Source organism: Bathymodiolus japonicus methanotrophic gill symbiont (genome assembly GCF_019721995.1).
In the GTDB taxonomy this organism is placed as follows: Bacteria; Pseudomonadota; Gammaproteobacteria; order Methylococcales; family Methylomonadaceae; genus Methyloprofundus.
In genome coordinates, this window is the sequence record NZ_BLYC01000009.1 from 1 (window position 1) to 14,820 (window position 14,820).

Below are 14,820 nucleotides of genomic sequence, written 5' to 3' on the forward strand. Positions count from 1 at the left end.
CATCAGTGTTCCCCTATCAATTGATGCCGTGAGACTAACCTCGCCACAAGAGAGCTCATAAAGCACTGTAAAGACATTCCTGTTATTATTGCGTTTTGAACTGCCCGAATGGTATACGAGCTGATACGAGATATTCTTGCCTGGAAAAATAATGGATTCACAAAACGATCTCGTTTTTGAGCCTGTTGCTGCCTTATCTCCAGAGCCTCGCTATATTTTTTATCCGATGGATGAATCAATTCTGGCTGTTGTGTTTTTGAACTCTCTTCAAACACGCGCATTAAATTATAGCTCATTGCAGTCAGGCGCATTTGATTTTCAAGTGAGCGGGTATTGGAAGACCAAGCTTTAGTTTCCTTGAAATTACTTTTAGTGTTATTGAATGTCTTTTCAATCGTCCATCGCTTGAAATACAGCATGGCAATGGTTCCAGGGTTAATAGTCATTGGCAAGGTTGTCACAAACCGGTGAAGTTTTCCGGTTTCTGGATCACGGTAATCCACCACGTTAAATTTGATGCCCTTGTTTTCGTACACACTGTATGCTTCAACCCCTGTATTGATCTCATGGCGGGAGTCAAAAGGGATAGACTCAACGAGAGTCGCAATTGAATTTTCTTTTAGCATTGAAATCATGTAATTAGCATGTCGTTTCTGCCGATCCCACCAGACAAAGTCGGTGACGGCTTTATCGTAGACATAGAGATGTTTCTGAGAGCTGTTATTTCCCTTGTTTTGCTTTTCAATATGATCTCGTAACACAGGTATTTCTTGATGCCTCTGAGTTCCGTTTGTCACCAGACAAAGAAATCTGAGCAACCCACTTCTGAGATTCAACGCGTAAATCCCCCCAGCCGCATAAACTTTCCCCTTGCTGTTTTTTTCAGTATGGCAGGCATGATCAATAAAATGTCCATCCGCTGCTTCTATGGTGTATTCGTCAAGTTCCGGGAATGCTTTAAGATAATCAATGCCTTGCGACAGCAGTGTTTCAGCGTGAAGATGATAGCTCTGCTGTTCAAATGCCTCAAGCATACTTGTTCGTCTATGCGACTTCAGTGATTTAAAATACGTTGAGTGGGGAAGCAGCTGGCCATAAATCTGTTCATTGGTTTGGAGGAAATGGCGACCACTATCGACTACACTGATACAGCGTAATAACCCAAGGCGAATAAAGTCGATATCCTTCAACTCTGGGCATGAACGAGCCCACAAAGGATGACGCTCTGCTAACAGGGAACGTTCCATACTTTCATTGCAGTGTTGGTGAATATGTTCAGAGAGTGGTAGGTCTTTAAGCATGGGTGATATCCGTTTATGAGGTGATTAAAACGGAAATTTTTAGAAAAATTTTTTCGGCAATTGCAAGCTTTATTTGAAATTATTTGTTGTTTTTTTACGGTGCCTACAGAGTGTCTATTTTCTGTTATAAGTGATTAAAATCAAAAAGATGTAAATATTCGAGTGGTGCTACCTTCAGGTAGGTTATAGGCTGCTTTGTTTAGGTACTTCTTCTTTCAATGGGAACACTGATGGAAATTTGTGGAAAAAAAGCAGATGTTTCTAGCTTGCATGATTTATTAAGCTATGTTCTAAAGGGCTTGTCTTTTTATGCGGTAAAGGCAGCTGCGGCTGGCATTGCTGACGAAAATATAGATAAATTCGCTGCGCGTGCATTGTATTCAATGGTCACCAATGTAAATTTCGACCCGCAAACCTTTGTGCAATTAATTGCTGAAACGGTGCAGCGGCGTGAATATTTAAAGCGAATATTAAATACTAAAGGCGTTGATATCAAGGAGCAGGAGCCTGCTGAAGCTCAGTGGCAATATGACAGTATTGAACTAACAGCTTTTGTAAAAAAAGGCGAAACAGTTGGAGTTAATGCAGCTGGAGAGTTATCCGGCGATGCGGCTGATTTACATGCCGCCCGTGAAATGCTGATCTATGCAGCTAAAGGCCTGGGTGCATTATTAGAGCATATACAGGTGCTGGGTGTTTATGAGCCAGAACTATATGTGTTTATGCACGAAGCCGTTGCCTATACTTTGCAAAAAGAGCGCAGTTTAAATGATGTGCTTGTTAAAAATTATAAATGCGGCGAGCAGTCTATACGGGCAATGGCTGTGTTAGAGCGTATCAATATCGAAAAGTTTGGCCAGCCCTCGGCAACAACGGTACACCTAGACACCTGGGATAAGCCAGGGATTCTGGTATCCGGACATGATTTTCAGGATTTACAGGACTTGCTAGAACAAAGCGCAGGTTCAGGTGTCGATATTTATACTCATGGTGAAATGATTAGCGCTCACGGTTATCCAGCATTTAAAAAATATTTTAACCTGGTCGCGAATTATGGCGGCGCATGGCAGGATCAAAAAACTCAGTTTGGTAAATTTCAGGGGCCTGTGCTGGTGACTAGCAACAGCTTACAGCAACCGAAAAAAGGCTACATCGAAAAAGCCTATACTTCGGGTATGGTGGGTTGGCCTGATGTTGCGCATATCACTAAACGCAGAACTGATGAGGCCAAAGGTTTTTCTAAAATCATTCAGCAGGCACTACAGTGTGAGCCGCCATTGCCTTTAACTGCAGGAAGTGTCAGCGTGGGCTATGGACGCGAGGCTCTACTGTCTTTAACAGAGACTGTTGCGGCAGCTATTAAGGCTGGTGATATACAGCGAATTATTGTGTTAGTAGGCTGCGACGGGCGGCATAAGGAGCGCCGCTATTACACACAGCTGGTTGAGGCCTTGCCTGCAGATACGCTGATACTAACTGCGGGCGATACTAAATACCGGTTTCATAATCTGGTCTTAGGTACAATTAACGGTATACCGCGCCTATTAGATGCAGGGCAGGCGCAAGATTTTTATGCGGTAATTACCTTTTTAGCGCAGCTACAAAAAACCATGCAACTGGAGCATATTAACCAATTGCCGGTGGCATTTAATATTGCCTGGTATGAGCAGCAAACTATTTTAATGATGCTGGCGCTGTTTGCCCTGGGTGTTAAAAATCTGCGTATAGGCCCTACCTTGCCGCCATTTTTCAGTGCAGGAATTTTACAAAAATTAACCGATGACCTGGCTGTTAAAGGCATAGATACCGTTGAAAACGATGTTGCCGCTATGCTGGAAGGTAAGTGAAGCGGTTAATCACACTTCCTATGCTAAACAAAACACCTGAACAGCCTTTACATAGTAACCTGGGGTAATGGAAACTTATATTGAACGTTTAATCTATGCAAGCCGCTGGCTATTGGCGCCTATTTATCTAGGTATGAGTTTTGCACTGATGGCTTTAACGGTTAAATTCTTTCAGGAGTTATATCACTTTATTCCACTGATTTTAGCGATAGAAGACAACCAGTTAATTCTAAAGCTACTAACCTTTATCGATTTAACTTTGGTCGGCAGCCTGACTATAATCGTGATGTTTAGTGGCTATGATAATTTTGTTTCGCGTCTGGATGTAGCGGAAGGAACGGAAAAACTATCCTGGCTGGGCACGCATGATTATGGCTCGCTAAAAATGAAAGTCGCCTCATCGATTGTGGCGATTTCATCGATACATTTATTAAAAGTGTTTATGAATGTAGAGCAAATTGCGAATGATAAATTGACCTGGTATGTGCTGATTCATCTTACCTTTGTGCTATCCGCTTTTCTGATGGGTTATCTGGAAAAATTAAAGCAGTGATTGAACCAATACTCCTGGGCACATCTGCCTGTCATTTATGTGAGCAGGCGGAAGAGTTATTACAGCAGCTTGATATCGTCTATGAAAAAATTGATATAGCCGAACAAGAGCAGTGGCAGGAACGCTATGCAAATAAAATTCCGGTGTTGCTTAATGTTGAAGAAAAAAAAGAGCTATGCTGGCCATTTACTATTGCAGATATTCAGGTCGTGCTTACTGAACTGTAGAGCGGACTTTGAAGACATGAAAATTACGTACAGAATCATCAGTGTTCCCATTGAAAGAAGAAGTACCTAAACCAGGCGCGCCATGCTACCTCACGAAATTCCGGGACTCCTGTCGCCGTAATTCGTTCACCTACGCAGCGAATAGGAGATGCCCCAGCCGCCCTGCGTCCGCCACAGACTTGAGCACAAAGCAGCTCAGTCATGGCTACCACAAATGGCTCTACGGCTATTCGGGATAAAATTTTAGCCCTCCCTCGCGCGCTATCGCGCACTTCGGATTGGCAAATTTCCCTGCGCCTTCTGGAGACTATCAGCCCGTCCGGGGCTGACAGCGAAAGCAGCCTATAACCTACCTGAAGGTAGCACCACTCGAATATTTCCATCTTTTTGATTTTAATCACTTATAACAGCAAATAGACACTCTGTAGGCACCGTAAAAAAACAACAAATAATTTCAAACGCTGAAAATCATGGAAACGGAGCTTAGCGAAGTGGTGATTTTTAGTCCCTGATAGGCGACAGGGCAATTCGCTGATTCGACGTGTGCTAGCAGCACGCGAGAGGAGCAAGAATTGCATTCCGAATAGCCGTCCAGCCAGTGAGGTAGTAATGACGAAGCGGCTTTTGTGCGTAGTCGTTGCGGACGCAGGGCGTTCAGGGCATCTCCCATCCGCTGCGTAGGTGAGCGAATTATGGCGACAGGAGTCCCGGAATTTCGTGAGGTAGCATGGCGCGCCTGTAAAGCTTGCAATTGCCGAAAAAATTTTTCTAAAAATTTCCGTTTTAATCACCTCATAAACGGATATCACCCATGCTTAAAGACCTACCACTCTCTGAACATATTCACCAACACTGCAATGAAAGTATGGAACGTGCCCTGTTAGCAGAGCGTCATCCTTTGTGGGCTCGTTCATGCCCAGAGTTGAAGGATATCGACTTTATTCGCCTTGGGTTATTACGCTGTATCAGTGTAGTCGATAGTGGTCGCCATTTCCTCCAAACCAATGAACATATTTATGGCCAGCTACTTCCCCACTCAACGTATTTTAAATCACTGAAGTCGCATAGACGAACAAGTATGCTTGAGGCATTTGAACAGCAGAGCTATCATCTTCACGCTGAAACACTGCTATCGCGAGGCATTGATTATCTTAAATCATTCCCGGAACTTGACGAACACACCATAGAAGCAGCGGATGGACATTTTATTGATCATACCTGCCATACTGAAAAAAACAGCAAGGGGAAAGTTTATGCGGCCGGGGGGATTTACGCGTTGAATCTCAGAAGTGGGTTGCTCAGATTTCTTTGTCTAGTGACAAACGGAACTCAGAGGCATCAAGAAATACCTGTGTTACGAGATCATATTGAAAAGCAAAACAAGGGAAATAACAGCTCTCAGAAACATCTCTATGTCTACGATAAAGCCGTCACCGACTTTGTCTGGTGGGATCGGCAGAAACGACATGCTAATTACATGATTTCAATGCTAAAAGAAAATTCAATTGCGACTCTGGTTGAGTCTATCCCTTTTGACTCCCAGCATGAGATCAATACAGGAGTTGGAGCATACAGTGTGTACGAAAACAAGGGCATCAAATTTAACGTGGTGGATTACCGTGATCCAGAAACCGGAAAACTTCACCGGTTTGTGACAACCTTGCCAATGACTATTAACCCTGGAACCATTGCCATGCTGTATTTCAAGCGATGGACGATTGAAAAGACATTCAATAACACTAAAAGTAATTTCCAGGCGCGCCATGCTACCTCACGAAAGTCCGGGACTCCTGTCGCCGTAATTCGTTCACCTACGCAGCGAACAGGAGATGCTCCAGCCGCCCTGCGTCCGCCACAGACTGAGCACAAAGCAGCTCAGTCATGGCTACCACAAATGGCTCTACGGCTATTCGGGATAAAATTTTAGCCTCCCTCGCGCGCTATCGCGCACTTCGGATTGGCAAATTTCCCTGCGCCTTCTGGAGACTATCAGCCCGTCCGGGGCTGATAGCGAAGGAAACTAAAGCTTGGTCTTCCAATACCCGCTCACTTGAAAATCAAATGCGCCTGACTGCAATGAGCTATAATTTAATGCGCGTGTTTGAAGAGATTTCAAAAACACAACAGCCAGAATTGATTCATCCATCGGATAAAAAATATAGCGAGCCTCTGGAGATAAGGCAGCAACAGGCTCAAAAACGAGATCGTTTTGTGAATCCATTATTTTTCCAGGCAAGAATATCTCGTATCAGCTCGTATACCATTCGGGCAGTTCAAAACACAATAATAACAGGAATGTCTTTACAGTGCTTTATGAGCTCTCTTGTGGCGAGGTTAGTTTCACGGCCTCAATTGATAGGGGAACACTGATGAGATATTCAGGTTTTCGTAGAGCTAAAGTGACTTGAAGTAGCTTAATCTATCATGTTAAGATCAACACGCATTATGTGTACACAGGATATGGGTTATGAACATTACACTTTCTGTTGATGAAAAAATTGTTATTGAGGCGCGAAAAGTTGCTGTCTTAATGGGAAAAAGCTTAAATCAAATAATTCGTGAAGACCTCGAACGACTAACGCACAAGAATAGTCGCAATAGCGCATTGGAAGAATTGAAAGGCTTAACAGGGCAAGGGGACTCCAGAGGCTGGAAGTTTGGTCGAGACGAGCTACATGAAAGAACGTAGTTTTTATTGATACAAATATTCTGATTTATACGGATGATAGTGCTTTTCCAGAAAAACAGTTTATAGCAATACAGCTTTTAGAAGAAGGCTGGAATAGTGGAAATATAGTACTTTCTACCCAGGTTTTACAAGAGTACTTTGCAGCAAGTACTCGTAAACTTGGAGTCTCACCAAAAACAGCACAACGAAAAATAGAACTATTGGCACATTTGGATATAGTCAGTATTGAACATGCTGACATTGTACAGGCAATAGATATACACCGTTTGCACAGTTTTTCATTTTGGGATTCACTGATTATCAGGATGGCTCAAAAAACCAGTTGCACTATTTTATATTCAGAAGATATGCAACATGGGCAACAAATAGGTGGGACTAAAGTTCTCAATCCGTTTATTAATTTATAAACGAATTTTATTGCCCTGTAGCGGTGTTAGTTCGTTTGTATGATCCTCGATTCCCCAGGCTAGCGGACTTAAGTCCGCCCTACATACGTTGAAGACATGAATAATAATTACCGAATTGAAAAAGATAGTATGGGCGAATTACCAGTCCCAGCAAGCGCTTTATATGGCGCGCAAACCCAGCGTGCTATTAATAATTTTCCTATTAGCGGCCTAGCGCTACCGCTTGCTTTTATTAAAACCGTGGCTTTAATTAAACAAACTGCAGCTAAAGTGAATATAGGTCTGGGAGTATTAGATACAGTAAGAGGTGAGGCGATTATTCAGGCTGCCGAGCAGATTATTCAGGGTGAGCATGCCGATCAGTTTCCTGTGGATATTTTTCAGACGGGTTCGGGCACCAGTACCAATATGAATGTCAACGAAGTCTTGTCACACCTCGCTTCAGAAATTAGCCCTGAAGCCGTTGGAGCAAACGACCATGTAAATATGGGGCAGAGCAGCAATGATGTGATTCCTACTGCGATTCATATCAGTACTGCAATAGAGTGCCATCGTCAGTTATTACCTGCTTTAGAGCATTTAGCTAAAACCATCGAAAGCAAAGCTAGCTCGTGTAACGAGTATACTAAAACCGGGCGCACGCATTTAATGGATGCCATGCCGATGACGCTGGCACAGGAGTTGGGTGCATGGGCGCTGCAAATTCGTAATGGCATTGCGCGGATTAATAGCGCTTTGCCCAGAGTTCAAAAGCTGGCGCAGGGTGGGACTGCTGTTGGGACTGGAATTAATGCACATCCTGAATTTGCACAAAAATTTGCTAGCTCTATGAGTGACGCGACAGGTATTAGCTTTAGTCCAAATGACTCTTTCTTTGAAAGCTTAAGCTGCCAGGATTCCATTGTTGAATTATCCGGACAATTAAAGACCATTGCCGTGAGTTTAATGAAAATTGCCAATGATTTGCGCTGGATGAACAGTGGCCCTTTAGCTGGACTGGGAGAAATTGAATTAACTGCGCTGCAACCAGGGAGCAGTATTATGCCGGGCAAAGTGAATCCAGTGATTCCCGAAGCAACGGCGATGGTTGCCGCGCAGGTGATAGGCAATGATGCCACGACTACCATAGCGGGGCAGGCTGGCTCTTTCCAGTTGAACGTAATGCTGCCTGTTATTGCCTACAACATCTTGCAAAGTATAGAAATTATCAGTCAGGTTAGTCTCGCTCTTGCGGATAAGGCGATAGCTGACTTTATAGTGCGTGAAGATAATTTACAGCAAGCTCTGGCCAGAAATCCGATACTGGTGACTGCGCTAAATCCGATCATCGGTTACGCAAAAGCCGCCGAAATAGCTAAATCTGCATATAAGCAAGGGCGTGCGATTATTGATGTGGCAGAAGAGATGACCGATATTCCACGCGTTGAACTGGAGAAAATTCTGGAGCCCAAACATCTGGCTGCTGGTGGGGTGAATTAATACCTTGAAGCCAGCGCTATAGTTCGGCGGATTTAACTCTGAAGCAGATGAAAATTATCTTTATCAGGCATGGCAAGCCCAAAGTGCCAGAATTAGGCAAGCTGAGTGCCAGTGAATTTCAACGCTGGATTGAGGCATATAATAACGCGAGTCTTGCTAAACCCCCAGTTCTCCCTGAGCAGCTAATTACGCTAGTACTTGAGAGTGATGTTCTAGTCTGTAGTGACTTGAGGCGCTCGATTGAATCAGCAAAGCTACTGCGCGCGCGGAATATAGAGTATGTAGATGCATTATTTCGTGAGGTGGAACTCCCTTATTGCATACTACCATCGCCTAAACTATCTCCGGCTATCTGGGCGCTAGGGTTTAGAATTCTCTGGTTTATGGGCTATGCGGGCAATTGTGAATCTAAAACGTTGGCGCGACAGAGAGCCTATAATGCAGCAGATACATTGCATAGTCTAGCACGATGCAATCATACGCTGGTCTTGGTCGGGCATAGTATTTTCAACAACTTTATTGCCAGGCAATTACGGGCAAAAGGCTGGCAGGGTTCTAGCAGTATTTTTAGCAAATATTGGGAAATTAGCGAGTATCAGTATCGCAGCTAAAGACTGCAACCAGAATATATTGAATAACATTATTAAATACAGCGACATTCGTTTAAAATACTAGTTTTTTATCCAGGTAGTTAGATTTATACCCAGGTGCAGCATTACCTAGGCCCCCGTGTCTCCAATAGACTATACACCCCCACATGACACCAGAACAATTCAAGCAATATGCCGAGCAAGGCTATAACCGCATTCCTATCGCACGAGAAGTGCTGGCAGATTTAGATACCCCTCTGAGCGCGTACCTTAAATTAGCTGATGGCGCTTATTCTTATTTATTTGAATCGGTACATGGCGGCGAGCAATGGGGGCGCTATTCCATTATCGGTCTGCCATGCCAGTCTATTATAAAAATCTTTGGCAATGAAATTCACATCGAAGAATCTGGCAAGCTTGTGGAGAGCTTCGAACATGATAATCCACTGCTCTGGATAGAAGAATTTAAGCAGCGCTTTAAAGTGCCTGATATTGATGCGTTACCGCGCTTTAATGGTGGTTTGGTCGGTTATTTTGGTTATGAAACCATAGGTTATATAGAGCCACGCTTAAAAGCAACTGCAAAAGATGACCCTATCGGCAGCCCCGATATTTTATTGATGGTCTCCGAAGAAATATTAGTTTTCGATAATCTATCAGGTAAATTAATGTTATTAACGCATGCGAATCCTGAGCAAGCAAACGCCTATGAAAATGCACAGGCGCGCCTTGATGAGCTGATCATTAAGTTACGTGAGTTAAAAGAAGAAATCAAAACCGAGCATACCCCTAAGCAGGTAAATGAGGCCGACTTTGTCTCAGGCTTTACTGAAGAAGGGTTTAAAGAAGCAGTATTAAAAGCGAAGGAATATATAATTGCCGGCGATATTATGCAGGTGGTGTTATCGCAACGCTTATCGATTCCTTTTAACGCCGCGCCAATGGATTTATATCGCGCCTTACGTTGCTTAAATCCATCGCCCTATATGTATTATTTGAATTTAGAGAATTTTCATATCGTTGGTTCTTCACCTGAAATTCTGGTGCGACTGGAAGATGAGATGGTAACAGTCAGACCGATAGCGGGCACGCGCCCACGTGGCAAAACGCCTGCTGAAGATGTGGCGCTGGAAAAGGGCTTATTGGCCGATCCAAAAGAGTTAGCAGAACATTTGATGTTGATTGATTTAGGACGCAATGATGCTGGGCGTGTGGCAAAGATTGGCACAGTTGAACTCACAGATACCATGATGATAGAGCGTTATTCGCATGTTATGCATATAGTTTCTAATGTCACGGGAGAATTACAAGCGGGTAAGGATGCATTTGATGTATTGGCAGCGGCTTTTCCTGCCGGCACAGTGAGTGGCGCGCCTAAAATACGGGCAATGGAAATCATCGATGAGTTTGAGCCTGTCAAGCGTGGCGTGTATTCAGGCGCGATAGGCTATATTTCCTGGTCTGGAAATATGGATACAGCAATTGCTATTAGAACTGCAGTGATTAAAGATAAAACCTTACATATACAAGCTGGAGCAGGCATCGTTTATGATTCAGTACCCCAGAATGAATGGGATGAAACCATGAATAAAGGACGCGCAATATTCCGTGCAGTCACTATGGCCGAAGCTGGATTAAACAGAGGCGGCTTATGAGTACATGTAAAGTTGTGATGGTCGATAATTACGATTCATTTACTTATAATCTGGTGCAGTATTTAGGCGAATTAGGAGCCGATGTTGTGGTGGTGCGTAATGATGAGGTCAGTGTTGATGATATACGTGCGCTAAATCCCGATAAGATAGTTATTTCTCCCGGGCCTTGTACGCCAAAAGAAGCGGGTATTTCAGTTGCTACTATTCTGGACTTTGCTGGCAAGCCCCCTATTCTTGGCGTATGTCTGGGGCATCAAAGTATAGGCCATGCTTTTGGCGGAAATATTGTGCATGCAAAGAGCATTATGCACGGAAAAGTATCACCTGTTTACCATAGTAATAGCGGCGTATTTAAAGGCTTGAATAACCCGTTTACGGCAACGCGCTATCATTCTCTGGTGATCGATCAGCAAACTTTACCCGATTGCCTGGAAGTTACGGCCTGGACACAGGATGAGCAGGGAAATATGGATGAAATTATGGGTGTGCGCCATAAAGGGTTAGATATAGAAGGGGTGCAGTTTCACCCTGAATCTATTTTGACCGAGCATGGTCACGATATGCTGCGTAATTTTCTCGAGAAATAAATGTAACTGCGCCTCCTTATCGTTTGCGTAAAAAACGGTGCGTAAAACGCACCCTACCAAAAAATGAATATACAAACAGCCCTACAGACAGTTCTGGATAAACAAGACCTTACTCGCCAGGAAATGCGCGATGTAATGCATAGCATTATGAGCGGCAAGGCGACATCTGCGCAAATAGCAGGGTTTTTAATCGCCCTGCGCTGCAAAGGTGAAACAGTCGATGAGATTATTGCCGCTGCCGAAGTCATGCGCGCGCTTGCCACGAAAGTGGATATACAGGGTGAGCATATTATTGATACCTGTGGTACCGGTGGTGATGGTGCGAATACCTTTAATATTTCTACTACCTGCGCTTTTGTCGTTGCAGCAGCGGGTGGCACTGTTGCCAAACATGGCAACCGCTCAGTTTCCAGTCGCTCGGGCAGTGCCGATGTGCTGGAAGCGGCGGGAGTGAATTTAGATTTATCTGCAGAACAGGTCGCGCAATGTGTGAACGAAATAGGTGTAGGCTTTTTATTTGCGCAAAAGCATCATGGCGCAATGAAGCATGTTGCCGCGCCACGTAAAGAAATGGGCTTGCGGACCTTGTTTAATTTACTTGGCCCTCTGGCAAATCCTGCTGGCGCTGCGAATCAGCTGATTGGCGTTTTTGACCAGCACTGGGTAGAGCCACTTGCAAAGGCGCTGCAAGCTCTAGGCAGTGAGCATGTTCTGGTGGTTAATGCAGACGATGGTCTGGATGAAATCAGCATTGCCAGCAGCACCTCGGTTGCCGAATTAAAAGACGGCATAATTAATCGATATTGCATAAACCCTGAACAGTTTGGCCTGCAACGTGCGGATTTATCTACGCTGGCAGTGATTAATGTGCAAGATAGCTTAACCAAGCTGCAAGCTGTACTGGATAATCAACCGGGTCCGGCAAGAGATATTGTGGTATTAAATGCAGGAGCAGCAATTTATACCGCAAACCTGGTAGCTTCACTTGCAGAGGGAATAGCTAAAGCAGATGATGTTATTGCATCAGGTGCAGCAAAAGACAAGCTAAATGCATTAATTGATTTTAAACCTGCTTAATCGCGATATTTCTAATATTACCTGTAGGGCGTGGCTTCAGCCCGCCTTAAACATGACTTGAGATACAAGCGGGCTAAAGCTACGCCCTACAGTACAACCATAAAATACACTATGACAGATACCCCTGATATTTTAAAAAAAATACTGGCCACTAAAGCAGAAGAAGTCGCAAAGCGTAAGTTACGTATGAGCATTGCTGATTTAGCTGGAATAATCAGCGATACCGAAACGCCACGCGGTTTTGCCCGGGCATTACAAGAAAAAGCTGCCACTAAAAAACCAGCTATAATTGCAGAAGTGAAGAAAGCATCGCCGAGCAAAGGGGTGATTAGGGAAAATTTCAAGCCAGTAGAAATTGCACAGGACTATGCGATGACCGGCGCGACCTGTCTTTCTGTACTGACTGACAAAGAATATTTTCAAGGCGGTGAAGTTAATTTGCAGCTCGCTAGACAGGCCTGCCCTATCCCTGTTTTACGTAAGGACTTTATGATTGACCCATACCAGATACATGAGTCACGCGCTTTAGGTGCGGATTGTATCTTATTGATTGTTTCTGCATTAGCGGATACGCAAATGCATGAGCTAGCCGATACTACCAAGGAGCTGGGTATGGATATACTGGTTGAGGTGCATGATCAGGCGGAAATGGAGCGAGCCTTAAAACTGGATACGCCATTAATGGGTATTAACAACCGCAATTTACGCAGCTTTGAAACCTCGCTACAAACCACGCTAGACCTGCAGAAGATGGTGCCAGATGATCGCCTGGTGATTACTGAAAGTGGTATACACACGTCTGAAGATGTGCGCTTAATGATGGATAATGGTATTTACACATTTCTAGTAGGCGAAGCTTTTATGCGGGCAGCACAGCCCGGTGCTAAAATGCGTGAGTTGTTTGCCTTGTAACAAGAGGTAAGTGCTTAAAAAAGAGTCAAGGGGGCAGAGTTAAATACCGCTACCAGTCACACTAATTTTTCTAAATCAACCACATGCATACTCACTTCTTCGTTTGGTCATGCATGAATAGCTCTTCGGTCTTCGCTTAACAACTCTTGGTTGATTTGGTCTAGTTCGTTGCCCAATTTCCGTTTGAGCCATAGCTATTATGAGAGGGTGTACTATTTTCCCTAAAGCCGCTCCCGTTAGCGTAATACACAAGCTTGCAGTATTACGCATCAGCAGAACAACCGCCATAAAGCTGAGGTGGCGTGGCTCCTTGTCATTGAGACAGACAGCCCTGGCAATATTTGCACGTATATGATTATAGGCCAAGAGATGCACTGCATTCTCCTGCTTAATCATTTCTGCTGTTTTGCAGCGTAACATCTCCATCCCCATCTGTGTTTTTATGGTTCTAAAATCCCCTCGATTTGCCAGCGCTGCTGATATAGTCCAGCTAGGGATTGTTTGGGGTAAATGTTGGCATCCATTAGCGTTGTGACATAAACGGTCCCTTTGACAGAGAACGCCCTAATGAACTGTTCATTAGGGCGTTCTGCCCATGCTGCTTTGAAATGGTTTAATAAAACAGGACACTTCTAAAGACAGATTTATAATATCATTAGAGGTGAATATGAGTAAGCAAAATAAACCAAAAAGACCTGTATATAATCTTGAATTCAAACAAGATGCAGCCAAATTAGTTATTAAGAAAGGATATACCCAGCAACAAGCCGCAGACAGCTTAGGCGTCTCCTTAAGTGCGATTAGGCGCTGGGTTAGAGCAGAACAAGGCCCAACAGTTGAAACAAAATCAACGCCTGGCTTATGTGGTCAGACCGAATTAGTCAGGTTACGTAAGGAAGTTGAGCAATTGCGTATGGAGCGCAAAATATTAAAAAAGGCAGCGGTCTTCTTTGCGAAAGAAGTCGAGTAAAGTATGTTTTTATTCGAGAGCAACAGAAGACCTGCCCTGTTACGGCGTTATGTCGAGCCAGGCGCGCCATGCTACCTCACGAAATTCCGGGACTCCTGTCGCCGTAATTCGTTCACCTACGCAGCGAATAGGAGATGCTCCAGCCGCCCTGCGTCCGCCACAGACTGAGCACAAAGCAGCTCAGTCATGGCTACCACAAATGGCTCTACGGCTATTCGGGATAAAATTTTAGCCTCCCTCGCGCGCTATCGCGCACTTCGGATTGGCAAATTTCCCTGCGCCTTCTGGAGACTATCAGCCCGTCCGGGGCTGACAGCGTATGAGAGTGAGTAGCCGTGCTTTTTATACGTGGAATCGACAACCCCTGAAATGACAGATAAAGCCAGGAAAAGAGAGGCGCAGGCGCGCCATGCTACCTCACGAAATTCCGGGACTCCTGTCGCCGTAATTCGTTCACCTACGCAGCGAACAGGAGATGCTTCAGCCGCCCTGCGTCCGCCACAGACTGAGCACAAAGCAGCTCAGT

Annotated in this window: 20 protein-coding genes; 15 read left to right on the top strand and 5 right to left on the bottom strand. The window is 44.4% G+C overall.

The genetic code is table 11. The features are described 5' to 3' along the window. Positions 1-2 precede the first annotated feature (2 nt). On the bottom strand, positions 3-1,301 hold the full coding sequence (locus K6984_RS13360) for a transposase (protein WP_221893851.1): 1,299 nt from the start codon (positions 1,299-1,301) through the stop codon (positions 3-5). 218 nt (positions 1,302-1,519) lie between these two features. Here K6984_RS13360 and hcp point away from each other — a divergent pair, with 218 nt between their 5' ends. From hcp to K6984_RS13375, 3 genes are all read left to right on the top strand, one after another. Continuing rightward, on the top strand, positions 1,520-3,148 hold the full coding sequence (hcp, locus tag K6984_RS13365; RefSeq protein ID WP_221895993.1) for a hydroxylamine reductase: 1,629 nt from the start codon (positions 1,520-1,522) through the stop codon (positions 3,146-3,148). Between the two features lie 67 nt (positions 3,149-3,215). Then, a complete protein-coding gene (locus tag K6984_RS13370) occupies positions 3,216-3,701 on the top strand; it encodes a TIGR00645 family protein (RefSeq protein WP_221895994.1) in 486 nt (161 codons plus the stop codon). Then, the gene (locus K6984_RS13375; protein ID WP_230988072.1) at positions 3,698-3,928 is read left to right on the top strand and encodes a glutaredoxin family protein; all 231 of its coding nucleotides are present in this window, start codon (positions 3,698-3,700) and stop codon (positions 3,926-3,928) included. Before K6984_RS13370 ends, K6984_RS13375 begins: the two co-directional genes overlap by 4 nt. A gap of 38 nt (positions 3,929-3,966) precedes the next feature. Here K6984_RS13375 and K6984_RS13380 read toward each other — a convergent pair whose 3' ends face one another. Next, entirely contained in the window at positions 3,967-4,140 is a 174-nt protein-coding gene (locus K6984_RS13380) for a hypothetical protein (protein WP_221895995.1), read from the bottom strand. Between K6984_RS13380 and K6984_RS13385 the strand changes: the two genes are divergently transcribed. After that, positions 4,130-4,276, top strand: coding sequence for a hypothetical protein (locus K6984_RS13385; RefSeq protein ID WP_221895996.1), 147 nt, complete (start codon positions 4,130-4,132; stop codon positions 4,274-4,276). The genes K6984_RS13380 and K6984_RS13385 overlap by 11 nt on opposite strands. Before the next feature lie 106 nt (positions 4,277-4,382). Here K6984_RS13385 and K6984_RS13390 read toward each other — a convergent pair whose 3' ends face one another. Beyond that, positions 4,383-4,598, bottom strand: a complete 216-nt coding sequence (locus tag K6984_RS13390; protein ID WP_147660483.1) for a hypothetical protein — start codon at positions 4,596-4,598, stop codon at positions 4,383-4,385. Here K6984_RS13390 and K6984_RS13395 point away from each other — a divergent pair. From K6984_RS13395 to K6984_RS13450, 11 genes are all read left to right on the top strand, one after another. Continuing rightward, on the top strand, positions 4,555-4,812 hold the full coding sequence (locus tag K6984_RS13395) for a hypothetical protein (protein ID WP_221895997.1): 258 nt from the start codon (positions 4,555-4,557) through the stop codon (positions 4,810-4,812). The two genes, K6984_RS13390 and K6984_RS13395, sit on opposite strands and share 44 nt — an antisense overlap. After that, a complete protein-coding gene (locus tag K6984_RS13400) occupies positions 4,740-5,855 on the top strand; it encodes a transposase (protein ID WP_221895998.1) in 1,116 nt (371 codons plus the stop codon). The genes K6984_RS13395 and K6984_RS13400 overlap by 73 nt, the downstream gene beginning before the upstream one ends. Continuing rightward, positions 5,810-6,298: a hypothetical protein gene (locus K6984_RS13405; protein ID WP_221895999.1), complete on the top strand. Its 489-nt coding sequence runs from the start codon at positions 5,810-5,812 to the stop codon at positions 6,296-6,298. Before K6984_RS13400 ends, K6984_RS13405 begins: the two co-directional genes overlap by 46 nt. Before the next feature lie 324 nt (positions 6,299-6,622). Next, the gene (locus tag K6984_RS36200) at positions 6,623-7,024 is read left to right on the top strand and encodes a PIN domain-containing protein (RefSeq protein WP_221896129.1); all 402 of its coding nucleotides are present in this window, start codon (positions 6,623-6,625) and stop codon (positions 7,022-7,024) included. A 96-nt stretch (positions 7,025-7,120) separates the two neighbouring features. Continuing rightward, the gene (locus tag K6984_RS13415; protein ID WP_221896000.1) at positions 7,121-8,503 is read left to right on the top strand and encodes a class II fumarate hydratase; all 1,383 of its coding nucleotides are present in this window, start codon (positions 7,121-7,123) and stop codon (positions 8,501-8,503) included. A 47-nt stretch (positions 8,504-8,550) separates the two neighbouring features. After that, positions 8,551-9,114 (top strand): histidine phosphatase family protein, encoded by a 564-nt coding sequence (locus K6984_RS13420; protein ID WP_221896001.1) that lies wholly within the window; start codon positions 8,551-8,553, stop codon positions 9,112-9,114. Positions 9,115-9,260: 146 nt separating this feature from the next. Continuing rightward, the gene (gene trpE, locus K6984_RS13425) at positions 9,261-10,748 is read left to right on the top strand and encodes an anthranilate synthase component I (protein ID WP_221896002.1); all 1,488 of its coding nucleotides are present in this window, start codon (positions 9,261-9,263) and stop codon (positions 10,746-10,748) included. Beyond that, positions 10,745-11,335: an anthranilate synthase component II gene (locus K6984_RS13430; RefSeq protein ID WP_221896003.1), complete on the top strand. Its 591-nt coding sequence runs from the start codon at positions 10,745-10,747 to the stop codon at positions 11,333-11,335. The genes trpE and K6984_RS13430 overlap by 4 nt, the downstream gene beginning before the upstream one ends. Before the next feature lie 63 nt (positions 11,336-11,398). Next, positions 11,399-12,412, top strand: a complete 1,014-nt coding sequence (trpD, locus tag K6984_RS13435) for an anthranilate phosphoribosyltransferase (protein WP_221896004.1) — start codon at positions 11,399-11,401, stop codon at positions 12,410-12,412. Positions 12,413-12,523: 111 nt separating this feature from the next. After that, positions 12,524-13,324 carry an indole-3-glycerol phosphate synthase TrpC gene (gene trpC, locus K6984_RS13440; RefSeq protein WP_221896130.1) on the top strand — a complete coding sequence of 267 codons (801 nt, stop codon included), beginning with the start codon at positions 12,524-12,526 and terminating at the stop codon, positions 13,322-13,324. A 667-nt stretch (positions 13,325-13,991) separates the two neighbouring features. Next, positions 13,992-14,294 carry a transposase gene (locus tag K6984_RS13450; RefSeq protein ID WP_221896005.1) on the top strand — a complete coding sequence of 101 codons (303 nt, stop codon included), beginning with the start codon at positions 13,992-13,994 and terminating at the stop codon, positions 14,292-14,294. Positions 14,295-14,333: 39 nt separating this feature from the next. Here K6984_RS13450 and K6984_RS33480 read toward each other — a convergent pair whose 3' ends face one another. Then, complete coding sequence (locus tag K6984_RS33480) at positions 14,334-14,468, bottom strand: hypothetical protein (RefSeq protein ID WP_263458751.1); 135 nt, start codon at positions 14,466-14,468, stop codon at positions 14,334-14,336. A 71-nt stretch (positions 14,469-14,539) separates the two neighbouring features. Beyond that, on the bottom strand, positions 14,540-14,809 hold the full coding sequence (locus tag K6984_RS13455; protein WP_221896006.1) for a hypothetical protein: 270 nt from the start codon (positions 14,807-14,809) through the stop codon (positions 14,540-14,542). Positions 14,810-14,820: the final 11 nt, after the last annotated feature.